This is a genomic window from Nocardia sp. NPDC127526 (assembly GCF_042672265.1).
Lineage (GTDB): Bacteria > Actinomycetota > Actinomycetes > Mycobacteriales > Mycobacteriaceae > Nocardia.
The window spans coordinates 1-26397 of the sequence record NZ_JBHXVO010000023.1 but is presented as its reverse complement, the minus strand read 5'-3'; the positions used below and the strand labels follow the sequence as shown (position 1 = coordinate 26397).

The 26397-nt window shown below is 68.1% G+C and carries 26 protein-coding genes; 13 read left to right on the top strand and 13 right to left on the bottom strand.

What is annotated here, in order from left to right:
* The first annotated feature begins 146 nt into the window (after positions 1 to 146).
* Both ACFVIV_RS28780 and ACFVIV_RS28775 read left to right on the top strand, forming a co-directional pair.
* Positions 147 to 1670 carry an amino acid permease gene (locus tag ACFVIV_RS28780; RefSeq protein WP_379201602.1) on the top strand — a complete coding sequence of 508 codons (1524 nt, stop codon included), beginning with the start codon at positions 147 to 149 and terminating at the stop codon, positions 1668 to 1670.
* 146 nt (positions 1671 to 1816) lie between these two features.
* Positions 1817 to 2101, top strand: a complete 285-nt coding sequence (locus ACFVIV_RS28775) for a hypothetical protein (RefSeq protein WP_379201783.1) — start codon at positions 1817 to 1819, stop codon at positions 2099 to 2101.
* 66 nt (positions 2102 to 2167) lie between these two features.
* Here ACFVIV_RS28775 and ACFVIV_RS28770 read toward each other — a convergent pair whose 3' ends face one another.
* Both ACFVIV_RS28770 and ACFVIV_RS28765 read right to left on the bottom strand, forming a co-directional pair.
* A complete protein-coding gene (locus ACFVIV_RS28770) occupies positions 2168 to 2803 on the bottom strand; it encodes a DUF305 domain-containing protein (RefSeq protein WP_379201600.1) in 636 nt (211 codons plus the stop codon).
* Positions 2804 to 2892: 89 nt separating this feature from the next.
* Positions 2893 to 3393, bottom strand: a complete 501-nt coding sequence (locus tag ACFVIV_RS28765) for a hypothetical protein (protein ID WP_379201598.1) — start codon at positions 3391 to 3393, stop codon at positions 2893 to 2895.
* 116 nt (positions 3394 to 3509) lie between these two features.
* Between ACFVIV_RS28765 and ACFVIV_RS28760 the strand changes: the two genes are divergently transcribed.
* Positions 3510 to 4427: a ribonuclease Z gene (locus ACFVIV_RS28760; RefSeq protein ID WP_379201596.1), complete on the top strand. Its 918-nt coding sequence runs from the start codon at positions 3510 to 3512 to the stop codon at positions 4425 to 4427.
* Between the two features lie 52 nt (positions 4428 to 4479).
* A complete protein-coding gene (locus tag ACFVIV_RS28755; protein ID WP_379201594.1) occupies positions 4480 to 6156 on the top strand; it encodes a DUF885 domain-containing protein in 1677 nt (558 codons plus the stop codon).
* On the opposite strand, the gene ACFVIV_RS28750 is transcribed toward ACFVIV_RS28755, so the two are convergent.
* Complete coding sequence (locus ACFVIV_RS28750) at positions 6157 to 6549, bottom strand: hypothetical protein (protein WP_379201592.1); 393 nt, start codon at positions 6547 to 6549, stop codon at positions 6157 to 6159.
* 116 nt (positions 6550 to 6665) lie between these two features.
* Between ACFVIV_RS28750 and ACFVIV_RS28745 the strand changes: the two genes are divergently transcribed.
* From ACFVIV_RS28745 to ACFVIV_RS28730, 4 genes are all read left to right on the top strand, one after another.
* On the top strand, positions 6666 to 8069 hold the full coding sequence (locus ACFVIV_RS28745; RefSeq protein ID WP_379201590.1) for an MDR family MFS transporter: 1404 nt from the start codon (positions 6666 to 6668) through the stop codon (positions 8067 to 8069).
* A 54-nt stretch (positions 8070 to 8123) separates the two neighbouring features.
* Positions 8124 to 9269 (top strand): class I SAM-dependent methyltransferase, encoded by a 1146-nt coding sequence (locus ACFVIV_RS28740; RefSeq protein ID WP_379201588.1) that lies wholly within the window; start codon positions 8124 to 8126, stop codon positions 9267 to 9269.
* A 74-nt stretch (positions 9270 to 9343) separates the two neighbouring features.
* Positions 9344 to 10270, top strand: a complete 927-nt coding sequence (locus tag ACFVIV_RS28735; RefSeq protein ID WP_379201781.1) for an LLM class F420-dependent oxidoreductase — start codon at positions 9344 to 9346, stop codon at positions 10268 to 10270.
* 247 nt (positions 10271 to 10517) lie between these two features.
* Positions 10518 to 11384, top strand: coding sequence for a Bax inhibitor-1/YccA family protein (locus ACFVIV_RS28730; RefSeq protein ID WP_379201586.1), 867 nt, complete (start codon positions 10518 to 10520; stop codon positions 11382 to 11384).
* Positions 11385 to 11623: 239 nt separating this feature from the next.
* On the opposite strand, the gene ACFVIV_RS28725 is transcribed toward ACFVIV_RS28730, so the two are convergent.
* The 6 genes from ACFVIV_RS28725 to ACFVIV_RS28700 form a co-directional block, all read right to left on the bottom strand.
* A complete protein-coding gene (locus ACFVIV_RS28725) occupies positions 11624 to 11995 on the bottom strand; it encodes a hypothetical protein (protein ID WP_379201585.1) in 372 nt (123 codons plus the stop codon).
* 13 nt (positions 11996 to 12008) lie between these two features.
* Positions 12009 to 12446, bottom strand: a complete 438-nt coding sequence (locus ACFVIV_RS28720; RefSeq protein ID WP_379201583.1) for a roadblock/LC7 domain-containing protein — start codon at positions 12444 to 12446, stop codon at positions 12009 to 12011.
* Entirely contained in the window at positions 12443 to 13276 is an 834-nt protein-coding gene (locus ACFVIV_RS28715) for a hypothetical protein (protein WP_379201581.1), read from the bottom strand. Before ACFVIV_RS28715 ends, ACFVIV_RS28720 begins: the two co-directional genes overlap by 4 nt.
* On the bottom strand, positions 13266 to 13649 hold the full coding sequence (locus ACFVIV_RS28710) for a hypothetical protein (protein WP_379201579.1): 384 nt from the start codon (positions 13647 to 13649) through the stop codon (positions 13266 to 13268). Before ACFVIV_RS28710 ends, ACFVIV_RS28715 begins: the two co-directional genes overlap by 11 nt.
* 415 nt (positions 13650 to 14064) lie before the next feature.
* Complete coding sequence (locus ACFVIV_RS28705) at positions 14065 to 15282, bottom strand: acetyl-CoA C-acetyltransferase (RefSeq protein ID WP_379201577.1); 1218 nt, start codon at positions 15280 to 15282, stop codon at positions 14065 to 14067.
* 109 nt (positions 15283 to 15391) lie between these two features.
* The gene (locus tag ACFVIV_RS28700; protein WP_379201575.1) at positions 15392 to 15886 is read right to left on the bottom strand and encodes a hypothetical protein; all 495 of its coding nucleotides are present in this window, start codon (positions 15884 to 15886) and stop codon (positions 15392 to 15394) included.
* Between the two features lie 82 nt (positions 15887 to 15968).
* On the opposite strand from ACFVIV_RS28700, the gene ACFVIV_RS28695 reads away from it, so the two are divergent.
* Positions 15969 to 17360, top strand: coding sequence for a cystathionine beta-synthase (locus ACFVIV_RS28695; RefSeq protein ID WP_379201574.1), 1392 nt, complete (start codon positions 15969 to 15971; stop codon positions 17358 to 17360).
* A gap of 186 nt (positions 17361 to 17546) precedes the next feature.
* On the top strand, positions 17547 to 18680 hold the full coding sequence (locus ACFVIV_RS28690; protein WP_379201572.1) for an AbrB family transcriptional regulator: 1134 nt from the start codon (positions 17547 to 17549) through the stop codon (positions 18678 to 18680).
* Between the two features lie 93 nt (positions 18681 to 18773).
* Here ACFVIV_RS28690 and ACFVIV_RS28685 read toward each other — a convergent pair whose 3' ends face one another.
* Complete coding sequence (locus ACFVIV_RS28685; RefSeq protein ID WP_379201570.1) at positions 18774 to 19202, bottom strand: nuclear transport factor 2 family protein; 429 nt, start codon at positions 19200 to 19202, stop codon at positions 18774 to 18776.
* Positions 19203 to 19354: 152 nt separating this feature from the next.
* Entirely contained in the window at positions 19355 to 20887 is a 1533-nt protein-coding gene (locus ACFVIV_RS28680) for an HD domain-containing phosphohydrolase (RefSeq protein ID WP_379201568.1), read from the bottom strand.
* A 559-nt stretch (positions 20888 to 21446) separates the two neighbouring features.
* Here ACFVIV_RS28680 and ACFVIV_RS28675 point away from each other — a divergent pair.
* Both ACFVIV_RS28675 and ACFVIV_RS28670 read left to right on the top strand, forming a co-directional pair.
* The gene (locus tag ACFVIV_RS28675; protein ID WP_379201566.1) at positions 21447 to 22052 is read left to right on the top strand and encodes a transglycosylase SLT domain-containing protein; all 606 of its coding nucleotides are present in this window, start codon (positions 21447 to 21449) and stop codon (positions 22050 to 22052) included.
* A gap of 158 nt (positions 22053 to 22210) precedes the next feature.
* Entirely contained in the window at positions 22211 to 23185 is a 975-nt protein-coding gene (locus tag ACFVIV_RS28670; protein ID WP_379201564.1) for a hypothetical protein, read from the top strand.
* A gap of 60 nt (positions 23186 to 23245) precedes the next feature.
* Here the strand turns inward: ACFVIV_RS28670 and ACFVIV_RS28665 are convergent, their stop codons facing one another.
* Complete coding sequence (locus ACFVIV_RS28665; RefSeq protein WP_379201562.1) at positions 23246 to 23590, bottom strand: DUF6401 family natural product biosynthesis protein; 345 nt, start codon at positions 23588 to 23590, stop codon at positions 23246 to 23248.
* An 82-nt stretch (positions 23591 to 23672) separates the two neighbouring features.
* On the bottom strand, positions 23673 to 24848 hold the full coding sequence (locus tag ACFVIV_RS28660) for an acyl-CoA dehydrogenase family protein (RefSeq protein ID WP_379201560.1): 1176 nt from the start codon (positions 24846 to 24848) through the stop codon (positions 23673 to 23675).
* A gap of 148 nt (positions 24849 to 24996) precedes the next feature.
* Here ACFVIV_RS28660 and ACFVIV_RS28655 point away from each other — a divergent pair, with 148 nt between their 5' ends.
* Positions 24997 to 26142 carry a cystathionine gamma-synthase gene (locus tag ACFVIV_RS28655; protein WP_379201558.1) on the top strand — a complete coding sequence of 382 codons (1146 nt, stop codon included), beginning with the start codon at positions 24997 to 24999 and terminating at the stop codon, positions 26140 to 26142.
* The last annotated feature ends 255 nt before the right edge of the window (positions 26143 to 26397 follow it).

The window sequence follows — 26397 nt, the reverse complement described above, 5'->3', positions numbered from 1 at the left end:
TGAAACGGGGCAGGACCAGCTGATCTGTCTGCCGGCCGCATGCGAAGGCGAAAAACCTGACACCGGTCTGTCGCCCGTCCACAAGACATAGCGACCAACCGGTGCTGAACTGCATTGTTGCCGAGAAGCCAGACATAGGAGAGACAGTGGCGATTTCGGACCCCACGCCGAATGCGGCCGGACCGAAGCCGGGGCGCAGCAGCGGACTGTTCCGCACCAAATCCGTCGAGCAGTCCATTCGCGATACCGACGAACCCGATGCCAAACTCCGCAAGGACCTGACCTCCTGGGACCTCACCGTCTTCGGTGTCGCGGTCGTGGTCGGCGCGGGCATCTTCACCCTCACCGCGCGCACCGCCGGCAACCTCGCCGGGCCCTCGGTCTCGCTGGCCTTCGTCTTCGCCGCCGTCGCCTGCGGCCTGGCCGCGCTCTGCTACGCCGAGTTCGCCTCCACCGTGCCGGTCGCGGGCAGCGCCTACACCTTCTCCTACGCCACCTTCGGTGAGCTCGCGGCGTGGATCATCGGCTGGGACCTCTTCCTGGAGTTCGCCCTCGCCGTCTCCGTGGTCGCCAAGGGCTGGTCGCAGTACCTGGGCGTGGTGCTCGGCGGTAAGGCCACCACCATCGAGATCGGCTCGCTCACCTTCGACTGGGGCGCGGTGCTCATCATCGCGGTGCTCGGCGTGCTGCTGGCGCGCGGCACCAAGCTGTCCTCGCGGGTGTCGGCGGTCGCGGTCGCCATCAAGCTGGCGGTCATCGCGCTGGTGATCGTGGTGGGCCTGAAGTACTTCAAGGTCGACAACCTGTCGCCGTACGTGCCGGAGTCCAAGCCGTCCGAGACCGGCGCGAGCGGTCTGCATCAGACCCTGTTCTCCGCGGTCACCGGCGGCGGCCACAGCACCTTCGGCTGGTACGGCCTGCTGGCCGCGGCCTCCATCGTGTTCTTCGCCTTCATCGGCTTCGACGTGGTCGCCACCGCGGCCGAGGAGACCAAGAACCCGCAGCGCAATGTGCCGCGCGGCATTCTGGGCTCGCTGGCCATCGTGACCGTGCTGTACGTGGCGGTCTCGCTGGTGCTGACCGGCATGGTGCCCTACACCGAGCTGGAAGGTAATTCGACCCTCGCCACCGCCTTCGCGGCGCACGGTGTCGACTGGGCCAAGAACCTGATCTCCATCGGCGCGCTGGCCGGTCTGACCACCGTCGTCATGGTCATGTACCTGGGCCAGACCCGCGTGCTGTTCGCCATGTCCCGCGACGGCCTGCTGCCGCGCAAGCTCGCGCACACCGGGCACAACGGGACGCCGGTGCGGCTCACCGTCATCGTCGGCGTGGTCTGCGCGCTGCTGGCCGGTTTCGTGGACTTCGGCACCCTCGAAGAGATGGTCAATATCGGCACGCTGTTCGCGTTCGTGATGGTGTCGGTCGGCGTGATCGTGCTGCGCCGGACCCGTCCGGATCTGCAGCGCGGCTTCCGGGTTCCGCTGGTGCCGCTCATTCCGATCCTGTCGGTGCTGGCCTGCCTGTGGCTCATGTTCAACCTGTCGGTGGAGACCTGGCTGCGGTTCATCGTCTGGATGGTGCTCGGCATGGCCGTGTACTTCGCCTACGGCCGGCGGCATTCGCTGCTGGGCAAGGCCGGCGCCGCGCTGGGGAAATCCGGTAGCTGATCGGCTGCTCTTGTTGGCCGCGGTTGGTGTGTCGTCGCGTACCGACCTGGCGGGATGATGTGTAATTGCTCTTACTAGTAAGAGTTGTGAACAGAGTCCCGCCACGTCAGCACCATCTCAGCAGCCGAGAGGAACCGATCGTGAGCATGCTTCTCGCCGTGCACGAGACGTACACCCACGTCGTCGCGCAGATCGGCAATCCGACACCGGAGACGCCTCCGGTCGCGGACAAGCTGATGAAACTGGTCCGGTATTTCACCTGGTTCGTCATGTTGTCGGGCGTCACCGCCATTACCTACGGCGGCGGCAAGTTCGCCTGGGAGAAGTGGAGCGGCGGCGCGCTGGATTCGCCGAAGATGGTGGCGGGGGCCATGATCGGCGGCGCCACCGCCACCAGTGCCGGCACCATTATGAATACGGTCATCGGCTGACGGTTGCAGCCGGGCAACGGGTACGCCGGAATGGCGTACCCGTTGTCATTTCACTGATGCGGGCGATTAGCTCTGGCGCAGCATGGTCTTCATCTGATCGATCTCGGTCTGCTGGCCGGTAATAATGGCCTTGGCCATGGCCTTCGCATCCGGATTGACGCCATCGGTGAGCTCGGCATTGGCCATATCGACCGCGCCGGTGTGGTGGTCGATCATCATCTGCAGCCACTGCTTGTCGAATTCGGCGCCCGACAGTGTCGCCAGCGTCTTCATCTGATCGTCGGTCATCATGCCGGTCATGCCGCCGTGACCGCCCTCGTGCCCGGTGGTGGTCGGGCTGGGCGCGCCCTTGCCGAAAGCCGTGAGCAGGGTGGTGATCTGCTGCATCTCCGGGCCCTGGGCCTGCTCGATATTCTGCGCGAGGGTGAGCAGTTCCTGGTTCTGCGAGCGGCTCGGCACCATCTTGGCCATCTCGATCGCCTGCGCGTGATGCGGGTACATCATCTGCAGGAACATGACGTCGTCCTCGTCGAAATCGGTGCGGGTGGCGGCCTGCGCCGAGGTGGTCGCGGTGGCGGACGTGCTGCTGTGATCCATGCCGGACATGGACGAATCGTCGTTGTCGCTACAGCCCGCGGCGATCAGGGCGACGGCGGCGGTGCTGGTGATGACGGCGAGCTTGATCCGGGTGGGGGTGAACATGGTTGTACTCCTTGGCAATTGCCGATGAACCTGAAAAGGGCATGCGAAAACCCGCGTCCGCGTGCGTGATACGCGGCAGCGGCGGCCCATCAGATCCGCAGAATCGCCAATTCGGCCAAGGTGAGCACCGTCCACGGCGGTGGCCGGGCCCGGTGCGTGCGCGGTTGCCGGACTTTCGTCGCGGCGGTCTCGCGGTTCCGGAGACCGACCCAGCCCAGCAGGGCCAGGCCCAGCGCGAGCAGGAGCGCGGCCAGCACGAAGACGCAGCCGTGCGTGCCGGAATGGCCATCGCCGCAGTCGCAGTCCGGAGCGACCACGGCGGAGAGTCCGCCCGGCATGGCGGCCGGCACGAGAGTCGCGGCGGGAGGGGCGGCGGGCGGAGCGTCGTGCCTTGCCGCGTCGTGCCCGGCCGTATCGTGCGCATGCTGGTCGGCGGCGACCGCCACCGGCATCGGGTGGCCGCTCATCGCCTCGCGCGAGCCGTGGCCCATGCCGAAGACGGCGATGTGCATGGCGATGATCCCGCCGAGCAGGACGAACAGCGCGAACGCCCGGATGTACCGGGTGAGAGGCGCAGGCTGTTCGACCACGAGGCCAGTCTAGTCGCGGCGATTTCCGGCCCCCCGATACCCCTGCCTGGTATGACTCGGGACGCGCCCGGCTCGGCGGCGCGGCCCACAGCAGACCGGGCGGTACCCTGAGCGCCGTGTCACAGCGCGAACTGGTCATCCTCGGAACGGCCAGCCAAGTACCGACCAAGCAGCGCAATCACAATGGCTACCTGCTGCGCTGGGATGGCGAAGGGGTGCTTTTCGACCCGGGGGAGGGCACGCAGCGACAGATGATCCACGCCGGAGTATCGGCCACCGATCTCACCCGCATCGGTATCACCCACTTCCACGGCGACCACAGCCTCGGGCTGGCCGGGGTCGTGCAGCGCATCAGCCTCGACAAGGTGCCGCAGCCGGTCGACGTGTACTACCCGGCCTCGGGGCAGCAGTACTACGAGCGGCTGTGCTACTCGACTTCCTACTATCAGAACGCCGAACTCCGCCCGCATCCCATTGCCGAGGCGGGTGAACTGCCCGTGCCCGCAGCGCCTTTCGCCATGCGCGCGGTACGGCTGTCGCATCCGGTGGAGACCTTCGGCTACCGGATCGACGAACCCGGCGGCCGCCGCATCCTGCCGGAACGACTGGCCGAACTCGGACTCTCCGGCCCGCTCGTCGGCCGCTTGCAGCGGGACGGCGAGGTCGAAATCGACGGCCGCACCGTCACCCTCGACGAGGTGAGCGAGCCCAAGCCCGGCCAGAGCTTCGCCTTCGTCATGGACACCCGCCTCTGCAATGGCGTGTACGAACTCGCCGCGGGCGTGGACATGCTCGTCATCGAGGCCACCTTCATCGACGGCGACGCCCACCTGGCCGCCGAATTCGGCCACCTCACCGCGGGCGAGGCCGCCGCCGTCGCCGCCCGCGCCGGTGTCCGCACCCTGGTCCTCACCCACTTCTCCCAGCGCTACCGCACCCTCGATCAGCATCTCGCCGAGGCGCGTTCCCGGTTCTCGGGCGACATCGTCGTCGCGGCGGACCTGATGCGCATTCCGCTGCCACCGCGCCGCTGACCGCCGCGTAAATGCGGGGCGGAGGGAGGTCAAACAGAGCATGATGGGATGTATGGATGGCCATGAGGAATTGATCGCTCTTGCCGACCGCTACTGGGACGCCGTGCTGGAGTCCGCGCCCAGTGAGGCAACCCTGTTGGGGGACAGGCGATTCGACGACCGGATCGAAGACCTCTCGGAGGCCGCCGAGCAGCGGCTGCTGGAGACCTGGCGGGGACTGCTGACCGAGGTCGACGCCCTCGATCCCGAACGTCTGAATGCCGAGGACCGCACCACCCGCAGTCTGCTGCGGGCCGAATTGGCTTCGGCCGTATCGCATCTGGAGTGGCGACCCGCGGAACTGGCCTCCGATCAGATGACGGGCGTGCACGCGGCCATGCTCACCCTGGCGCCGCAGCTCAATGCGCCGGAGCCGGAGAACGCCGCGAAGCTGGTGGTGCGCTTCCGCCAGTTCGGCACGCTGATGTCGCAGGCCACCGACCGTTTCCGCGCCGGGCTCGCGGCCGGTCGCCGCCCCGCGCGCATTGCCATCGAACGCTCCATCAACCAGCTCGACGGCTACCTGGCCTCCGATATCGCCACCGATCCGTTCGCCACCTTCCCCGGCCCGGCGGACTGGGACGGCGAAAAGGCTTGGCGCGCAGAACTCACCGAGGTGGCGCGCGATGTCATCCGCCCGGCCTTCCGCGCCTACCGCGATGTGCTGGCCAATGAGCTGCTGCCGCAAGCCCGTTCCGATGAACAGCCCGGTCTGAGCTGGCTCGGCGAGGACGGCGCGAATATCTACACCCGGCTGCTGCGTCAGCACACCACCCTGCCCGATCTGGGCGCGGAGGAGATCCACCAGCTCGGCCTGGACGAACTCGAGAAGCTGCGCGGCGAATACGCCGAGATCGGCTCACGCCTGTTCGGCCTGACCGATCAGGCCGAGATCTTCGCCCGCCTGCGCGAGGATCCGTCGCTGCGCTACACCGAGGGCGAGGAGATCATGGCCGATGCCCGGCGCTGCCTGGCCGCGGCCAATGCCGAGATGGGCGACTGGTTCGGCCGCCTGCCCCGGCAGTCCTGCGATATCCTCCCCGTCCCGGATTTCCTGGCCGCCGACGCGCCCGCCGCCTACTATTTCCCGCCCGCCGCCGACGGCTCCCGTCCCGGCGCGTACTACGTGAACCTGCACGATGCCAAGGGCCGCAATCGCTTCGAGACCGCGTCCGTGGCCTACCACGAGGCCATTCCCGGCCACCATCTGCAGCTGACCATCGCCAACGAACTCGACCATCTGCCGCGGTTCCAGCGAATGTCGTTCTCCAACACCGCCTTCGTCGAAGGCTGGGCGCTCTACACCGAACGCCTCGCCGACGAGATGGGTCTGTACCCCGACGATCTCAACCGCATCGGCATGCTGGCCGCCGACTCCTGGCGCTCCTGCCGCCTGGTGGTGGACACCGGCCTGCACGCCAAGGGCTGGACCCGTCAGCAGGCCGTCGACTTCATGGTCGCCAATGCCCCCGTCGGTCTCGAGGAGATCCGCATCGAGGTGGACCGCTATATCGCCATGCCGGGCCAGGCCGTGGCGTACAAGGTCGGCCAGCTCGAGATCCGCCGCCAGCGCGCCGCCGTCGAACAGCGGCTCGGAACCGCCTTCGATATCAAGGCCTTCCACGACAAGGTGCTCGGCTCCGGTTCGGTCAGCCTGCCCGTGCTGCGGGAGCTCGCCGCCGAGCTGTGACTATCCGGTCCGGTCCGGCTCTCGCCCGGCCCGCGCCCAGGCGAGGCCGAACGCGAGCGCGAAGGCCAGGTGGACGAGGAGGAACACCCGGGCGAGGTCGCGCGCCTCGCCGCTGAGGACGCCCCACACGTCGTTTCCGGCGACGACGGCGAAGCCGACGAAATTGGCCAGGACAACGGTATTGCGGATGCTCGCCGGTGAGCTGTTGCGGGACATCCAGTTCAGCACCGCGATACCGAGGAACGGTCCGCCGAGTAGTCGGAGCAGTGCGAGCAGTTCGGGTTCGGCGTCCTCGGGCACGGCGCCCACCCCGAATCGCGCGGGCACCACCAGCAGTGCGAGGCCGATGGCCGCGAGGTAGAGCGCCGCGGTGACGAGAAGTGGTTTGAGCATGTGAAAAAGCCTGCATCGGATGGCGCCGGTGCGGTGCGGAATCCGGCTCGCCGGAATACCGGGACCGGGGCGGTGTTCGCTTTGTTGATGAGGATGGCTAAGGGAAGGGGTTGCCGGTGACGGCCACCGATGCGAGAACGTCCGTCGGCCTGCGGTCCGAGCGGGGGCCGGTGCTGGTTGCGATCATGCTGGCTACCAGTCTGGTGGCCCTGGATTCGACCATCATCGCCACCGCGGTGCTCAGCATCACCGATCAACTCGGCGGCTTCGCCCAATTCCCTTGGCTGTTCTCGATCTACCTGCTGGCGCAGGCGGTGACCGTGCCCATCTACGGCAAGCTCGCCGACACCGTCGGCCGCAAGCCGATCATGCTGTTCGGCATCGCGGTGTTCGCACTCGGGTCGCTGCTGTGCGGGCTCGCCACGAGCATGGTGGCGCTCATCGTGTTCCGCGCGATCCAGGGCATCGGGGCCGGGGCGGTGGGGCCCATGTCCATCACCATCGCGGGCGATATCTACACCCTGGAGGAGCGGGCCAAGGTGCAGGCGTACCTGGCGGGTGTGTGGGCGGCCTCCTCGGTGCTGGGGCCGCTGCTGGGCGGAGTGTTCTCCGAGTACGTCAGCTGGCGGTGGATCTTCCTGATCAACCTGCCGCTGTCGGCCGTGGCCGCCTGGATGATCTTCCGGCAGTTCACCGAGAACACACCGCGCCAACGGCATCGGATCGACTACCTCGGCGCCGGGCTGCTCACCGCCGGCGCGGGGGCGCTCATCCTGGCCCTGCTCGAAGGCGGGCACGCCTGGGCGTGGACCTCCCCGGCCAGCCTCGCCCTCTTCGGCGGCGGCGCGCTCATGCTGGTGGTGTTCGGCGTCGTCGAGCGACGCGCGGCGAATCCCATTCTGCCGCTGTGGGTGCTGACCCGGCGGGTGCTGGTGGCCAGCAGCCTGGTGTCGCTGCTGGTGGGTGCGATCCTGCTCGGGTTGACCTCGTATGTGCCGACCTTCGCGCAGGGTGTGCTCGGGACCAGCGCGCTCGTCGCCGGACTCACCGTCGGCGCGCTCACCCTCGGCTGGCCGCTGACCGCCTCCCAGGCCGGAAAGGTGTACCTGCGCATCGGTTTCCGGGCCACCTCGCTCATCGGCAGCGCGCTCGGCGCCATCGGGGCGCTCTCCTTGCTGCTGGTGGACGGGGACTCCACGCTGTTGCAGGTCGCGATCGGATGTTTCATCGTCGGCGCGGGCATGGGCATGGTCGCCAGCCCCACACTGATCGCCGCTCAGTCCAGCGTCGACTGGTCCGAACGCGGCGTGGTCACCTCCACCAATATGTTCGCCCGCTCCATCGGCAGCGCGGTCGGCGTCGCGATCTTCGGCGCGCTGGTGAATTCCCGCGTGGGCGGCGTGGACCATCCCGCGCCGGAGGATCTCGCGCCCGCCGTGCACCTGGTCTTCCTCGGCGTGGCCGCGGCCGCGGTGGTCATGGTGGTGGCCGCGGCCATGATGCCGCGCGCGAAATCCTGACCAGCGGCTTCCCCGACTGGGAGTCTTCGGCAACGATCTAGCACACTAGGGGGCGTGGTCGAGGTCGAAGACGTGCTGAGCCGGTTGCGGCGGTATCCGGATGTGGAGGCGGTGAACCTCTACGCGGTGGACGCTGCCGATCGTTTGCTGCTCGATGAGGCGGCCGCCGCGCTGGCCGCGGCGGGGGACGGGCGGGTCGCGGTCATCGACGACGGCTACGGCGCCCTGACCCTGGGCGCCATCGCCGCGCACGATCTGCACGGGGTGCGGGTGCACCAGGACCTGCTCACCGGAGAACTGGCGCTGGCCAACAATGCTCGCGCGGTCGGGCTCGCGGACCGGTACACCGCACACGAACTCGGGCGGGCGCTGCTCAGCGAGGCGGCCGTGGTGCTGTGGCGGCTGCCCCGCGCGCTGTCCGGGCTGGCCGAAACCGCCGACGCCATCGCCCGATTCGCCGCACCGGGGGTGCAGGTCTTCGCGGGCGGCCGCGACAAGTACCTGACCCCGGCCATGAACGAGGTGCTGGCCGAATCCTTCGCCGAGGTGCGCGCCAGCCGCGGCCGGCAGAAATCGCGCCTGCTGCTCGCCGCCGGACCGAAAGTCGTTGGCGAACCGGTCTTCCCGGTGCGCAACCGGCTCGACGATCGCGACCTCGAGGTGGTCGCGCACGGCGCCGCCTTCTCCGGTTCGAAGCTGGATATCGGCACCCGCTTCCTGCTGGACTACATCAAGCGCATGAAGCCCGACGCCCGCGACGCCATCGATCTGGGTTGCGGCACCGGCATTCTCGCGGTCGCGCTGGCCAAGGCCCGGCCCGGCATCGTGGTCACCGCCACCGACCAGTCGGCCGCGGCCATCGCCTCCACCCGCGCCACCGCCGAACTCAACGAGGTCGCCGAGCGCATTCGGGTGCTGCGCGACGACGCCATGTCCACCGTGCCGGACAACAGCGCCGATCTGGTGCTGTGCAATCCGCCCTTCCATGTCGGCGCGGCCGTGCACACCGGGTCGGCCATCAAGATGTTCCAGCAGGCCGGGCGGGTGCTGCGGCCCGGCGGCGAACTCTGGACCGTCTACAACACCCACCTCAACTACCGCGGCGTCATGGAGCGGCTGGTCGGCAAGACCGATGTGATGGGCCGCAATCGGAAGTTCACCGTCACCCGCTCGGTGCGCGGCCTGCACACCGAACGCTGAGCGATCCTGGCCGCTTCCGGGGGACCGATCGTGAGCCGGGCGAACGACCGGAACACAATGGACCCATGGCCCGAATCGATCTTCGTATCTTCACCGAGCCCCAGCAGGGCGCGAGCTACGACACCCTCCGCACCGTCGCGAAGGCCACCGAGGACCTCGGCTACGACGCCTTCTTCCGCTCCGACCACTACCTCGCCATGGGCGACGCCGACGGCCTGCCCGGCCCCACCGACGCCTGGATCACCCTGGCCGGCCTGGCCCGCGAGACCAGCCGCATCCGGCTGGGCACCCTGGTCACCGCCGCCACCTTCCGCCATCCCGGCGTCACCGCCATCCAGGTCGCCCAGGTCGACGCCATGTCCGGCGGCCGCGTCGAATTCGGCTTCGGCGCAGGCTGGTTCGAGGCCGAGCACGCGGCGTACGGCATTCCCTTCCCGGCCGACAAGTTCCCCCGCTACGAGGAGCAGCTGGCCGTCATCACCGGCCTCTGGTCAACCCCGCTGGGCGAGAAATTCTCCTACGCCGGCGAGCACTACACCCTCACCGACTCCCCGGCGCTGCCCAAGCCCGCCCAGCCCAAGATCCCCGTCCTCATCGGCGGCACCGGCGCCAAGCGCACCCCGCGCCTCGCGGCCCGCTACGCCGACGAGTTCAACGCCCCCTTCCAATCGCCCGAGGCCAGCGCCGACCTCTTCGATCGAGTCCGCAAGGCCGCCAAGGAAGCCGGCCGCGACCCGAACGAACTCACCTACTCCAATGCCCTGGTCGCCTGCGTCGGCGCCTCCGACGCGGAGGTCGCCCGCCGCGCCGCCGCCATCGGCCGCGAGGTCGACGAGCTGAAGACCAACGGCCTGGCGGGCAGCCCCGACGAGGTCGTCGAGAAGATCGGCCGCTACGCCGAAACCGCCGGAACCACCCGCATCTACCTGCAAATCCTCGATCTCGGCGACCTCGACCACCTCGAACTCATCGCCGACAAGGTCATGAGCCGGTTGCGCTGATAGGAGGGCGTGGGGCTTTGCCCCACCGCGCTGAGCGCTGATAAGGGGGTGTGGGGGCTTTGCCCCCACCCCTCCTTCTCTTCGCGCCGAAGGCGCGTGATGCAGGGCGCGATCCCGGTAAAGCTCGGGTAAAGTCCCACACGTCCGATCCGTGCCCATCTGGGAACTTCCCCAGGGCGCGGATCGTTGGCACGGTAGTAACGAGGCCACGATCGCCGTGCGCCACGACTCCAGAAAGGGACGCGCCTTGCGCACCACAAGCAACCCGGTCTTCAAGAACCTGACGCCCCAGCAGGGCGGCGGCTACGCGGGGTTCGGCTCGGCGGCCGCTGGAGCCGGACAGTTCACGAATCAGTACGGCCAGCAGCCCCCGCAGGGCCCGTACGGGTACCAGCAGGGCTATCAGCCGGCGGTGCCGACCACCCGGCCCATCACCATCGACGACGTGGTCACCAAGACCGGCATCACGCTCGGCGTGGTGACCCTGACGGCGATCATCTCCTACGCGCTCACCGCGGCCAACAACTCGCTGGCCCCGTTGTTCGTGATCGTCGGCGGTCTGGTCGGCTTCGTGCTCGTCATGATCGCGACCTTCGGCCGCAAGCAGGACAACCCGGCCATCGTGCTGAGCTACGCGGCCTTCGAGGGTCTGTTCCTCGGCGCGCTGTCGTTCATGTTCACCAATATCTCCTTCGGCGGCGCGGGCGGCTCCGGGCTGATCGCACAGGCGGTGCTGGGCACCTTCGGCGTGTTCTTCGGCATGCTGGTCGTCTACAAGACCGGCGCCATCCGCGTCACGCCGCGCTTCACTCGCATGCTGGTCGGCGCCATGATCGGCATCCTGGTGCTCATGCTGGGCAACCTGATCGCCTCCTTCTTCATGGACGGCGGTTTCGGCCTGCGCGACGGCGGCCCCATCGCCATCGTCTTCAGCCTGGTCTGCATCGCCATCGCCGCCTTCAGCTTCCTGATGGACTTCGACGCCGCCGACCAGCTCATCCGCGCCCAGGCCCCGGAAAAGGCCGCCTGGGGCGTGGCCCTGGGCCTGACCGTCACCCTGGTCTGGCTGTACGTCGAGATCCTCCGCCTGCTGTCGTACTTCAACAACGACTAGAACCAACTCTCGGAACTCTCAGGGGCAAGCCCCTGAAACCCCGGATGGGATGAGGTGCTCAGGGGCAAGCCCTTGAACCTCGGATGGGTGGGTAGGTCAGGGTAAGTCGCTGAATCCCGAGTGCGGGTTGGGCTTTGATCGTGTGAATGGGCGGGCATCGGGTATCCGGTGCCCGCCCATTGACTTTCACTAGTGGGGTTTCAGGGGCTTGCCCCTGAGAACCCGCAGAGTTGGACCACTCATACCTCGAGGTCTTCCTCGATTCCCTTGAGCCGGTGGCGCGCCAGGGCGAGGTTGGCCCGGTTGCGGTCGAGGGCCAGGTAGAGGAACAGGCCCTTGGCTTTGCGCCCGGTCATGGGGCGGATGACGTGGTATTGGCCGGAGAGGGTGATGAGGATGTCCTCGATCTCCTCCTTGAGGGCGAGCTGCTCGATGGTGCGCATCTTGGCGCGCACCACTTCGGTATTGCCCGCGGCCGCGACCTGTAGGTCGAGAGTCTTGGAGCTGCCGAGCATGCCTAGGGCCATACCGCTGCTGTAGTCCACGACGGCGGCGCCGATCGCGCCGTCGATCACCATCATGTCCTTCAGGGCTATGTCCATATTGGACATGTCATTCCTTTCACTAATCGGCCGCCAAATGGTCGGCGATCGCCCGAGCCACCGGTCGCGACTCGAGGTGCAGGCGGCCGACATTCGCCTCCGCGTCGGCCAGAACGGTCAGGGAGGTCCACCCGGCGGCGTAGATCACCACGTGCCCGCCGACGCCGCGCACGACGACCTCGTGGAATCCGCCGTCGAAGGCGGCGGCGGCCAGCCGGTGCGACAGCGCCAGATGGGCGGCGGCCATGGCGGCCATGGTGCTGGGCTCGACGCCCGGCGGCAGATCGTGCGCCACCAGCAGACCGTCATTGGAAGCCACCAGCGTGCCGGTCAACTGCGGCACCCGGGCGCGCAGCGCGTGCAGTTGCGCCATGACCATCGCATTCGGTTCGGGTCCGGACATCCCCACCTTGGTCAACCTTCCCATCAGTTCGCCGAGCCTTGTTCTGCGCGCGGTCACGCGAGTTCCTCCAGCGCTGCCCGCAAGCGGATGAGGACATCCCGATCGACCGGCTCCCAGGGCTCGGGGGTGGGCTCCGGCGCGGCCCGGCGCGTGCGGCGCGCCAGCGGCCGCGGCCCGGTGACCGCGGTGCCGGCCGAAACCGGTTCGGTCACCATGGATTCGGCCATCACCATCGGAATGCGCACCGCGCCGGGCGGTTCGATCAATCCGGCCGCGGTCAGATCGCGCACCGCCACTAGGCAGCCGTAGGCGGTGCGGCCGAGATCGTGGGCGATGGCGGCGACGCTGCGCCGGGCATCGGCGGCGGCCAGCACCTCGGCCTGTCCGCCGGTGAGCAGCACCCGGCGGCGCCGGGCTCGGCGCACCGGGACCACCGGCGCGCGGTCCACCAGTTCCGCGAGCCATGGCCCGCTCTCCTGGTCGCCGCGGCGGCCGCATTCGTGCACCAGCGCGCGGGGCGTGACATGGCAGGCCGCGGCGAGCCAATGCGGTGGCGCGGGCTCGAATTCGGGACCGGCGACCGGTTCCGCGGCGGCCGGGGTGGCCAGCAGGAAGTAGGCGGCATCGAAAACGGCGAGCAGGGCGAGGGTTTCCAGCCGGGGCCGCTCCAGGACGCGGCCGGGCTCGCCGGATTCGGCGCGCTCCCAATCGGCGGCGCTCGCCACGCCCGCCTCCACCACCAGCCGGTCGAGGCCGGTGGTGCGGCGGCAGTCGGCGGCGGCGATGGCGCCGTGGGCGAGATGGAAGGCGCCGTCGCTCGCGCGCAGGACGCCGGTGCGCCGCTCGTCCTGCAGTCGCCGCAATTCCGAAGCCAGTTCACTGCGCATGGCCGTCCTCGGTCCCATGTCCGTATTCGGCTCCCACGAATTCGGACAAAACCGAACGCAGCCGGAATCGCGCCAAGCCGAGATTGCCGGACTCGTCATCGAATCGGACATGAACGAACAACCGTCCGTCGAAATCGCCGTTCACCAGATTCAGCAGGTGATATCCGCGCGTACCGCCGACAATGATCTCGGTGATGTCGTCACCGCCGCCGCCGGATGTCAGTGCCGGGCAACCGATTACGGCGCGAACCGCCTCGGTGCTGGCCGCCGCGTCTTCGTGCTGGTCGGCGAGGTCGTGCTGCCCGGCCGCGGCGATGGCCAGCCCGCTCGCGCTGTCCACCAGTGTCACGCACCGCGCACCGGGAATGCTCATGATGCGCTGTAAACAGCCGTCTATTCCGATCACGCCACACCGTCTGTAATGCAATGGATTTCGATGAACCCGACGCTACACACGGATAGCCGATGATGTGCGGAGAATGCCGAGAATCATTCCGGTAAAAGCATTTACATTGGAATGAGAAACAAAGACACCTTTCGGTTTCCCGAAGAATGTGACTTTATACCCTTGTTCTTCCTTGTGTCGCTACACCTTTCGGCACAACCAACGAGCGGAGATCGAGGGGCGGAGGCGGTCACCGGCCGCGAATATAGGGCAGATGCCCGATAGCCGTGGCGCCCCGGCCGCTGTCTAATGGCTGGTAGGGGCCGAAGGCCCTTAACCCCCCGAAAAGCAAGAGCCGCCCGACCGGAAGGTCGGGCGGCTCGAGCTTATTGGGGACCGAACGTCAGCTCAGCCGCTCGATGATCATGGCCATGCCCTGGCCGCCGCCGACGCACATGGTCTCCAGACCGAACTGCTTGTCGTGGGTCTGGAGGTTGTTGATGAGGGTGGCGGTGATGCGGGCGCCGGTCATGCCGAACGGGTGGCCCAGGGCGATGGCGCCGCCGGAGACGTTCAGCTTGTCCATGTCCATGTTCAGCGCGCGGGCCGAGCCCAGCACCTGCACCGCGAAGGCCTCGTTGATCTCGTAGAGGTCGAGATCGCCGATGCCCATGTTCGCGTTGCCGAGCGCCTTCTTGACGGCCTCGATCGGGCCCAGGCCCATGATCTCCGGCGACAGGCCGGAGACGCCGGTGGACACGATGCGCGCCAGCGGGGTCAGGCCCAGCTCCTTGGCCTTGGTGTCGCTCATGACGACCAGCGCGGCCGCGCCGTCGTTGAGCGGACAGGCATTGCCGGCGGTGATCACGCCGTCCGGGCGGAAGACCGGCTTGAGCTGCGACACCTTCTCGTAGGTGGTGCCCGCGCGCGGGCCGTCGTCGGTGGCGACGACGGTGCCGTCGGGCAGGGTCACCGGGGTGATCTCCCGCTCGAAGAAGCCGGCCTTGATGGCCTCCTCGGCGCGGTTCTGCGAGCGCACGCCCCAGTGGTCCTGGTCCTCGCGCGAGATGCCGGTGTAGGTGGCGACATTCTCGGCGGTCTGGCCCATGGCGATGTAGACGTCCGGCAGGATGCCCGCCTCACGCGGATCGGTCCAGGTGGCATTGGTTTCCGCGGTCTGCTTGGTGCGGGCCTCGGCCTCGGCGAACAGCTCGTTGTGGGTGTCGGGCCAGCCGTCGGCGGTGCCCTTCGGGAAGCGGGAGACGGTCTCGACGCCGGCGGAGATGAACACGTCGCCCTCGCCGGCCTTGATGGCGTGGAAGGCCATCCGGGTGGTCTGCAGCGAGGAGGAGCAGTAGCGGTTGAGGGTGACGCCCGGCAGGGTGTCGTAGCCGAGCTGCACGGCCACCGAGCGGGCCATATTGAAGCCGCCCTCACCGGCGGGCTGGCCGCAGCCCAGGAGCAGGTCGTCGATCTGGTTGGGGTCGAGGGACGGCACCTTGTCCAGGGCGGCCCGCACCATCTGGGCGGTCAGATCGTCCGGTCGCATGCTCACCAGAGATCCCTTGCCGGCGCGGCCGATCGGCGAGCGGGCGTACGAAACGATGACGGCCTCAGCCATGAGGACTCCTTACTTGCAGGGGTGAACCAGCTTCGAATGTACGACGGCTGTGGTGCGCACCAAACATCCGGTAGGTCCGTATCTCAGTGATTGAACTGTGGAATATCCCTCACTCGCCGGGTTGCGGACTCGGATCCGGTGGCGCCGCGGGCACATCGAACCAACCGCGCTGTGTCGCATTGGCCATGTCCGTATAGATGGTGACCACGACGTGTCCCGGTCCGGTGTCCTGGAATTCGGCGTACTGCATGCTGCCGTAGATCCCCGCCTCCACGTACACCCGGTATTCGCCCACCCGTCCGGTGTTCATGTTCCGCCAGGCGACCGTCACCACCGACTCGCACACGGGCGCGAAACTGTGTGGCTCCGGGCCGTATCCGGTGACCGGCAGGGCCTGCACGCTGAGGATCGCGCGGCCCGGCCATTGCGTGCTGGTGTCCGCCCAGCTGCGGATGGCGCTGCCGCACAGTCCGGGCCGGAAAAAGGTGGGGACCTGGGGAAATTCGACGGTCTGCGCCGCCGCCGGCGGGCCGGGAACGATCATGGTCGCGGCCGTGAGGGATCCGAACAACAGGGCGGCGCGCACACGGGTCGGCGTCCTCATGCGGGCGATGCTAGTAATCCGCGACGGCGATATCTCCGACGTGCGCGAAGGCCCGGATCACCTTTCTGCAACGATGAGGGGTATGCGCATCGCTAACCATGTCGTCGATCTGATCGGAAACACCCCGCTCGTTCGGTTGAACTCCGTGGTGGGACCGAACTCGGGACTGGTGGCGGCGAAGGTCGAGTACCTGAATCCGGGCGGCAGCTCGAAGGACCGCATCGCCGTCAAGATGATCGACGCCGCCGAAGAAGCCGGGCTGCTGAAGCCCGGCGGCACGATTGTCGAACCGACCTCCGGCAATACCGGTGTCGGCCTCGCGCTGGTCGCCCAGCAGCGCGGCTACAAATGCGTCTTCGTCTGCCCGGACAAGGTCAGCGAGGACAAGCGAAATGTGCTGCGCGCCTATGGCGCCGAGGTCGTGGTGTGCCCGACCGCGGTTGCGCCGGAGGATCCGCAGAGCTACTACAACGTCTCCGACCGCCTGGTGCGCGAGATTCCGGGCGCCTGGAAGCCGGACCAGTACTCCAACCCGGGCGGTCCGGAATCGCACTACGAGACCACCGGTCCCGAGATCTGGCGCGATACCGACGGCAAGATCACGCATTTCGTCGCGGGCGTCGGCACCGGCGGCACCATCTCCGGCACCGGCCGCTACCTCAAGGAGGTGTCCGGCGGCAAGGTGAAGATCATCGGCGCGGATCCGGAGGGCTCGGTGTACTCCGGCGGCACCGGCCGCCCCTACCTGGTCGAGGGCGTCGGCGAGGACTTCTGGCCCTCCGCCTACGACCCGGCCATCCCGGACGAGATCATCGCCGTCTCCGATGCCGACTCCTTCGAGATGACCCGCCGTCTGGCCCGCGAGGAGGGCCTGCTGGTGGGCGGCTCCTGCGGAATGGCCGCGGTGGCGGCGCTCAAGGTCGCCGAGCGCGATCCCGACGCCGTGGTGGTCGTGCTGCTCCCGGACGGCGGTCGCGGCTACCTGTCCAAGATCTTCAACGACCAGTGGATGAGCTCCTACGGCTTCCTGCGCTCGCGGCTGGACGGCAAGACCCAGGCCGAACCGCATGTCGGCGAGGTGCTGCGCGGCAAGTCCGGCGAGCTGCCGGATCTGGTGCACACCCACCCGCAGGAGACGCTGCGCGACGCCATCGAGATCCTGCGCGAGTACGGCGTCTCGCAGATGCCGGTCGTCGGGGCGGAACCGCCGGTCATGGCCGGCGAGGTGGCGGGCAGCGTGACCGAGCGGGATCTGCTCTCGGCCGTGTTCGAGGGCCGCGCCAAGCTCACCGATTCGGTGAAACAGCATATGAGCCCGGCCTTCCCGCTCATCGGCTCCGGTGAGCCGGTGTCCGCGGCAACCAAGCTGCTGGAGTCCACCGACGCCCTCATGGTGGTCGAGGACGGCAAGCCGGTCGGCGTCATCACCCGCCACGATCTGCTGGGCTTCCTGAGCACCGGGGCGCTCGTGTAGTTCCGGCCATGCATTTGCCGCCCGTCGAAGCCGCTTCCGGCTTCGGCGGGCGGTTATGTTTCACCCGTGTGATTTATGGCCCGTGACAATGCAATACGGTTCTGCATCGCAGATCACAAACGCCGGAAACCTGGGATAACTACGGCGTTACTGTCTGTTCATGCTCGGCGAGCAGCATCGTCGTGCATGAACCGAAGAGACGTGGTGACCTGGGCGGCGCTGTCGGCAGGCGTGCTGGCCTGTGCGGCGCTGCTCGACCGCGTCGGATTCCCGGCGCCGCAGATGATCCTGGCCATTCTGGTCGGCGCGGCGCTCGCCATGACCGGACGATTGCCGAATCCGCTGCCGCGCCAAGTCAATACCGGTGTGCAGGCCATGCTGGGCGTGCTGATGGGCAGCTATCTGCAGGTGTCGCTGCTCACCTCGATCGGCATGGATCTGCTGCCGGTGCTCGCCGTCACCGCCGCCACCGTGGTGGTGAGTGTGGCGGTGGCGCTGGTGTTCGCGCGGACCGCGAAGGTGGATGTGCCGACCGCGACGCTCGGCATGCTGGCCGGCGGGTCGGCCGCGGTGGTGTCGGCCGCCGCCGAGCTCGACGCCGATCCGCGGCGGGTGGCCTTCATGCAGTATCTGCGGGTCGCGGTGGTGGCGCTGAGCGCGCCCGCGGTGGCGGCCTTCCTCGACGATGACGAGGCGCTGGGCCACGCGTCCGCCACGCTCGGCGGCGCGGTCACCAATCCCGATCTGCCCTATTGGATGATCGTGGGCCGCGGCGATCAGGTCGCCGGACTCTCCACGGCGATCATGCTGTGCGTCATCGGCATCTGGGTCGGCCGCCGGATCGGTCTGCCCAATCCGGCGCTGCTGGGGCCGATGCTGATCACCGGCGCGTTGACGGCGGCGGGCATCAGCCACGGGTACGCGCCGACGCATCTGTTCAAGGATCTGCTGTTCGTGCTCATCGGATTCGAGGTCGGCACCCGGTTCACCCGGGAGGTGGTGCGGGAGATGGCGCGCATGATTCCGGGCATGACGGCGGCGGTGGTGGTACTGGCCGGTGGGGTGGCCGCGCTGGCGTTCGGGCTGTCCACCGTCACCGATCTGCACCTGTCGGATCTGTATCTGGCGACCACGCCGGGCGGAATCAATGCCGTGCTCGCGACCGCGGACAAGATGAGCGCCGATCTGCCGCTCATCACCAGCGTGCAGACCATCCGACTGCTGGTCATGATGCTGCTGCTGCCGCTGCTCATGCGGGCGCTGCGCAGATTCGATGCGCCACAGCCGATTCCGGCCGGCGTAGTGCCCGCGACCGTCTGAATCCACGCGAACCGAGCGTGCCGAACGGCCCGGCTGGGACAGCAGCCGGGCCGCCATTCGAGGCTCGAGTCGAGAGCGTTCAGTCGAATGGCATCACCTCCCGCCGTACGCGGCGATATGTTTGGCGGTATCGCCGTAATGGCGGAATCGGTTCACCTTGCCGTCGGCGTCGAAACCCCACAGGTGCAGTTCCTGATCGACGATGCGGCCCCCATTGGGCAGCTCGGCATCGACCTGCACCTCGGCCACCACCTGCCCGCCGGAGCCGACGATATCCACGACGGTGAAGTCCTGAAACTTCCAATCGGCAAGCAGCGCAAAGAATTCGGCGACCTCGGCCGGTCCGCGCCGGGCCCGCATATGCGCCACTCCCGCGCGCTGGGCGGAATTGTCGGCCCAATCCGCGTCCCAGGACACATCATCGGCGAGCTGATCGAGTATGAAGGCGATATCCCCGCCTCCGAAAGCGGTGTAGAGGGCGCCGACCAGGTCGGCATGGGACGGCTCGGGTGCGGCAGGCATGATGAGTCCTTCGACGAGCGGGATCCGAAACCGCCTGGCGGAGAACGGCCTTCGGTCCCCGAACGAGAACCACGACGTTCTCCGGCGGATGCGTCCATCGTCCGCCCCGCCCCCACCCGCCCACATCGGTCGATCGACCTATCCGGATGTGTTCAGCCGGGTAGCAGGCCGTGTTCCATGGCGAAGACGGCCGCGCCCGCGCGGGTGCGTCTCCCCGTCTTGTCGTAGATGTGGGCGAGGTGATGGCCGACCGTTCGCTCGGAAAGGACCAACTCGGCGGCTATTTGGCGGTTGGACAGGCCCCGGGCCGCGAGCCGGAGCACATCCACTTCGCGCTCGGTGAGGCCGCAGGGATATTCGGCGCGGGCCGGGCGCAGCCCCGCGGCTTCCACCACGGCCGCGCAGGCATCACGATCGAGTCGCCCCGCGGCGGCTTCGGCGGACAGGTGGGCGGCGGCCTCGCTGGGCTTGTGCGCGGGCCGGTGCGGGCGGGGCTCGGTCATGGCCGCGAAGACGTCGGCCGCGGCGAGCAGGCGGGCGCCGGGGGACAGGTCGTGCACGCGGACGCCGCGGTGATAGCCGGAGCCGTCGAGCCGTTCGTGATGGCCCGAGGCCACCTCGGCCAGATCGGCCAGGCTGGGGCAGCGGCGCAGCACGCGGTCGGTCCAATAGGAGTGCAGGCGAACGCGTTCCCAGTCGCCGGGGCCGAGCGGCCCGGGCCGGTCCCAGACGGAGCTGGAGACGGCCGCGCGGCCGATGTCGTGCAGCAGGGCGGCGGCGCGCAGGGCGGCGCGATCGGTGCGGTTCATGCCGGACAGTCCGGCCGCCGCATCCGCGAGCTGGGCCACGTGGCCCGAATGCCCGAGCAGGAAGCGGCCTTTCAGGTCGACCACCACCGCCATGGCCATGCACAGGTGGTCGCGATCCTCCGGCCGGATGATCGTCGGCAGGCCCGGTTCGGCGTCCACCACCGCGGTCAGCAGATCCGGGCGGTCGAGCACGTCCCACACCACGTCCGGATCGGTGGTGAAGACGCCCACCAGATCCGGATCCAGATGCCCGCCCGCGCGCCGGCGCAGTTCCCCGAGGGCGGCGGCGCGGTCCCGGGTGCGGAAGGCGAGCACGGCCTGCTCGGCCAGGTGCAGGATGCGGCCCGGGAGGGAGACGGCGTCGCCGCACAGGCGATCGGGTGCGCCGAGCCCGTCCCAGCGCTCCTTGACCTCGGTGAGGGCGAGCACGGCGGCCTCGGGCAGCCCCAGGCGCGGTCCCAGCGCCCGGCTCACCTCGCAGACCGAGCGGACCGCGATGGGCGCGCCCTTGGGCGCCTGGGTGATGAAGCGGTCGCGCATGGCGGCCTGTGTTTCGGGCGCCCACTGCCCGAAGTGGGTCATCTGATCGCGGAAAACCTCTGGATCGCCGGGGTCCAGGGTGTGATACGCCTGCTGGAAGGCGATGTCGTCGGCGTAGGCCTCGGCGTTCTCCGAGGCCCGGCTGGTGCAGCCGACCGCGCCCAGCAGGGCGGCGTGGAAGACGATGCGCCGATCGGATTCGTCCAAGCCGACCTGTTCGGCGACCGCATTGGCGACGAGGCAGACTGCCAGGCCTTTTTCGAAGGGCATCCCGGTGGCGAGGTCGGTGGTGAGTGAGAGCGCTGCGAGCACCTCGGTGACCCGAATCGATGCCATATCTCGACAGTAATGGCCGCCGACCGGGGGCGCAGGGTGATCGGCGCTGTTGCTGAACGATCGCTCCAGCGCAGCGACACGCCGACAAATCAGTCAATCCTGCTATATCGCTCCAAGTCACATAAATTGTTCTGTGATCTGAAACACTTTATGTTTTGAATTGAATTAGCAGGTCAGCACTTGTATTAATGCAGGTATTCGCGTTGCTTGGAGTGCCGGTTCACTTTCTGTTCACTTTTGGTTCAGGCTGTGTTAACTAAGCGCAATCAAGCTGTGACCTTGTCGGAAACAGACCCCAAGTCTGGTTGATGCAAGGAGATGTCGACTCACATGTGGAACGTGATCACGACAGCGGTGAGATGAGGCGCCACGGCCCGTTGCGGCCGGCACTGTCACCCATGACCTCCTGGAGCGTCTAATTCCCTGACCCACAACGGGTCTCACAACAGCAACGCACAACAGCCCTCAGCGCGCAGGTGAGCGCCGTTACGGCGCCGCGTCTTCAGCGCTGCCTTTTTCAGGCCCGCGAGCCCGAAACCGAACAGGAATCCAATTCGCCATGCCCACGAAAACCATGACTGCACTGCGTGATCCCGCTAGACGTAGCAAGGTGGTTGCCGCCGCTCGCACGGCCGGCACCGCCGCCCTCGCCCTGGGCGTCTTCGGCTCCATCATCACCGCCGCCGGCAATGCCGCCGACGATGTGCAGCCCGCCGCGCTGAAGGAGACCCTCGCGGCGGCCGCCCCCGCCGTCGCTCCGGCCGATGCGCGGCCCGCCGTGGTTCCGGCCCCCGCCCCCATGCCGCAGCCCGAGCCCATCCCGGCCCCGGCGGCCCCGGTCTACCCGAACAACCTGGACGGCTGGATCCGTCAGGCCCTCGACATCATGCACGCGAAGGGCATCCCGGGTAGCTACGACGGCATCTACCGCAACATCATCCGCGAATCCAGCGGCAACCCGCAGGCGATCAACCTGTACGACTCCAATGCCGCCATGGGCATCCCGTCCAAGGGCCTGCTCCAGGTCATCGACCCCACCTTCGCCGCCTACCACGTCGAGGGCACCGTGTTCGACGTGTGGGATCCGGTCGCGAACATTGTCGCCGCCTGCAACTACGCGGCCCACCGCTACGGCTCCATGGACAACGTCTTCAGCGCGTACTGAGCCGTCCGGCCCCAGCGATGAACTGCGAGCAAATCGCAGGCACCCGATTCGGCAACGATTCCGCAAACCGCCGGAGCGGGTGTTCGTATAGGGGTATAACTCCCCCTTGGAGCAGTTCCGGCAAATAGCCGGAGCGATAGCGAAAGGGACGGGGTTTCATGCACACCTCGAGTTTGGCTATCGATATCCAGCAGGGCCTGTCGGCCGCGTGGTCCTCCATCGCCACGTTCGTCCCGAAGTTCGCCGGTTTCCTGGCGATCCTGCTCATCGGCTGGTTCGTGGCCAAGCTCGTGGCCAAGCTGGTGACCCGCATCCTGCACCAGGTCGGCTTCGATCGGCTGGTCGAGCGCGGCGGCATCAAGGACATGCTGGCCCGCAGCCGCTACGACGCCACCGGCATCATCGCCAAGCTGGCCTACTACGCGGTCCTGCTGCTCACCCTGCAGCTCGGCTTCGGCGTCTTCGGCCCCAACCCGATCAGCACCATGCTGAACGGCATCGTGGCCTGGCTGCCGCGGCTGGCGGTCGCCATCGTCATCGTCTGCATTGCCGGCGCCATCGCGCGCGTGGTGATGGACATGATCTCGAATATGCTCAGCGGCCTGTCCTACGGTCGCATGATGGGCCGCATTGCCGCCGTATTCATCTGGGGCGTAGGCATTATCGCCGCCCTCAATCAGATCGGCGTCGGCACCTCGGTCACCATGCCCATCCTCATCACGGTGCTCGCCACCATCGCCGGCGTGCTCATAGTCGGCGTCGGCGGCGGCCTCATCCGGCCCATGCAGCAGCGCTGGGAAGGCTGGCTGGACACCATCGAGAGCGAGATGCCCGAAGTGAAGGGCCACGCCGAGGCCTACCAGCGCGGCCGCGAAGACGCCGCCCGCCAGCGCGAAGCCGCCCAACACCAGGCCATGATGGCGCAACAGCAGGCCATGATGGCCCAACAGGGAATGCCCCAGCGCCCCTTGGGAAGCCAGATGCCCCCGGGCAAATGGGGCGACCAAGCCGGCGGCTCCCAGCCGAACTACGGCCGCCCCGACTACAGCCAGCGGCGCGGCTACGGCGAACAGGGCTACGGCGAACAGGGCGGATACGGCGATCGGGGTGGTTACGGCGAACCCCCGCGGTAATCCCGGGGCTTCAGGGGCTTGCCCCTGAGAGTTCCGAGAGTCGGTTACTCCGAGAGTTGATCATCCCTCGCGGGCGAGCAGGCACAGCGACGCCAGGCGCAGATGCACCCAGTCGGCGTCCTGCCAGTCCGGAAGTGATTCCGGGGCCGGTGTCTCGGTCTCGTCGGCGTCCTCGAGCAGGCCGCGGGCGTAGCCGGCCAGCAGCACGCTCGGGGGGAGGGCAGCCGAGTTCTCGACGCCCATATCGAGGATGTCGCGGACGGCGGCGGCGTGCTGGTCGAGCTCGGCGGACACCGCCGGGAATTCACGCGCCGCCGCCTGCGCCGGAACTCCGTGCGTCTGCTGCAGACGGTTCAAGGTCTTGCGCGCCGAGACGATGAGCAACGCGGAGCCGGACGAAAACACGGGGTCATGCTAGCAATCGGCCGGCATCCGCGACGGTCGCTGTGAGATATCGCCCAGTTTCCCGAAATCGCTGGAATGCCCGTCAGCGGAACGCTTTGGCGCCCGTCAGCGCCTCGCCCAGCACCAACTGATGCACCTCCGCGGTGCCCTCGTAGGTGAGCACCGACTCCAGGTTGTTGGCGTGCCGCAGCACCGGATAGTCCAGCGTGATCCCGTTCGCGCCGAGAATCGTGCGGCATTCCCGGGCGATGGCGATGGCCTCGCGGGTGGAGTTGAGCTTGCCCGCGCTGATCTGCTCCGGCCGGATCTCGCCGCGATCCTTGAGCCGGCCCAGGTGCAGCGCCAGCAGCTGTCCCTTGCCGAGCTCCACCGCCATATCGGCCAGCTTGGCCTGGGTCAGCTGATAGGCGGCCAGGGGCTTGTCGAAGACCTCCCGGGTGCGGGCGTAATCGATTGCGGCGGAGAGACAGTCCCGCGCGGCGCCGAGCGCGCCGAAGATAATGCCGAAGCGGGCCTCCGACAGGCAGCCCAGGGGCGCGGCCAGCCCGCGCGCCTCCGGCAGCATGGCGTCGGCGGGCAGGCGCACGCCGTCCAGCGACAGCTCCGCGGTGATCGACGCGCGCAGCGACAGCTTGCGATGCATCTCGCGGGCGCTGAAACCCGGTGTGTCCGTGGGGACCACGAACCCGCGAATGGTGTCGCGCTCACCCTCGCGCGACTGCGCCCAGATGATCGCCACATCGGCGACCGAGCCATTGGTGATCCACATCTTGGACCCGTCCAGGATCCAGTCGTCCCCATCCCGGCGCGCCCGGGTGCGCATACCGCCCGGATTGGAGCCGTAATCCGGTTCGGTCAGCCCGAAGCAGCCGATCAGCCGCCCCGCCGCCATATCCGGCAGCCACCGCTGCTTCTGCTCCTCCGAGCCGTACTTGTGAATGGCGGTCATGGCCAGCGAGCCCTGCACCGAAACCATGCTGCGCACACCGGAATCCACCGCTTCCAGCTCCAGGCAGGCCAGCCCGTACGCGGTGGCCGAGGTGCCCGCGCAGCCGTAGCCCTCCAGATGCATGCCGAGCAGCCCCAGCTTGCCCAGCTCCGGCGCGATCTCGCGGGCCGGGAAGGTGCCCGCCTCGAACCAGTCCGCGATATTTGGCCGCAGCCGCTCCGCCGCGAAAGCGCGCACGGTGTCGCGAATCTCGCGCTCCTCGCCGGAGAGCAGGGAATCGATGGCGAACAGCTCGTCTACGGTGACCATGCCGCCCACACTAGGTCCGCGCCCGGCCCGCCCACAACGGCCGCGCCGGGGTCCCCGTGGCAATCCGGCGCGGGCATTGGCCCGATCGTTGCGCCGCCTGGCCCAGGGCTGGATATCGCCGCGAATTCCGCCGACCTAGGCTGTTCCCATGAGTGATCAGCTTGGTTTCTCCACACGGGCAGTGCACGCCGGGTTCGATCCCGATCCGCAGACCGGCGCGGTGAACGTGCCGATCTACGCGAGTTCCACCTTCGCCCAGGACGGTGTGGGCGGCATGCGCGGCGGCTACGAGTACGCCCGCACCGGCAACCCGACCCGCACCGCGCTGGAAGCCAACCTCGCGGCGCTCGAATCCGGGACCTACGGCCGCGCCTTCGCCTCGGGCATGGCGGCCACCGACTGCGCCATTCGCGCCAACCTGCGCCCCGGCGACCACATGGTGATCCCCAATGACGCCTACGGCGGCACCTTCCGGCTCATCGACAAGGTCTTCACCCAGTGGGGCATCGAATACTCGGTCGCCCCCGTCTCCGATCCCGAGGCCGTCGCCGCGGCCATGCGCCCCAACACCAAGCTGATCTGGATCGAGACCCCCACCAACCCGCTGCTCAATATCGGCGACATCTCCGCCCTCGCCGCGATCGCCCACAATGGCGGCGCGAAGCTGGTGGTGGACAACACCTTCGCCTCCCCGTACCTGCAGCAGCCCCTGCTGCTCGGCGCGGACATCGTCATCCACTCCACCACCAAGTACCTCGGCGGCCACTCCGACGTCGTCGGCGGCGCCCTGATCACCAACGATCAGGAGATGGACGCCAAGTTCGCCTTCCTGCAGAACGGCGCCGGCGCCGTCCCCGGCCCCATGGACGCCTTCCTCACCATGCGCGGCATCAAAACCCTCGCCCTGCGCATGGACAAGCACTGCGACAACGCCGAGACCATCGCCGAATACCTGTCCAACCACCCGAAGATCGCCCAGGTCATCTACCCGGGCCTCCCGGAGCACCCCGGCCACACCGTGGCCCAGAAGCAGATGCGCCGCTTCGGCGGCATGATCTCCGTCCGCGTCCACGGCGGCAAAGAGGCAGCCCTCGACTTCTGCGCCCGCACCAAACTCTTCACCCTCGCCGAATCCCTCGGCGGCGTGGAATCCCTCATCGAGCACCCCGGAGCGATGACCCACGCCTCCACCGCGGGCTCCGCCCTCGAGGTCCCCGCCGACCTGGTCCGCCTCTCGGTCGGCATCGAAGACATCAGCGACCTCCTCGCGGACATCGAGCAAGCCCTCAGCTGAGGGAAGAAGGAAGGTTTGGGGGCGGGCCCCCAAACCCCGGGTAAGAGAAATTGTGGGGGCAAGCCCCCACACCCTCACAGACAGCTGTCCGCGGGCTGCACCGCTGGCGAGGGGTGTGGGGCTCCGCCCCACTGAGTGGGGGTTTGGGGGCTCCCGCCCCCCATTTCCCCTCCCTCTGGGGGTCTGGGGGCGAAGCCCCCAGGTACAGGGTAGCGCCCGACCGGGTTCAGGTGCGGCGCGTCGGGTTTTAGTTGT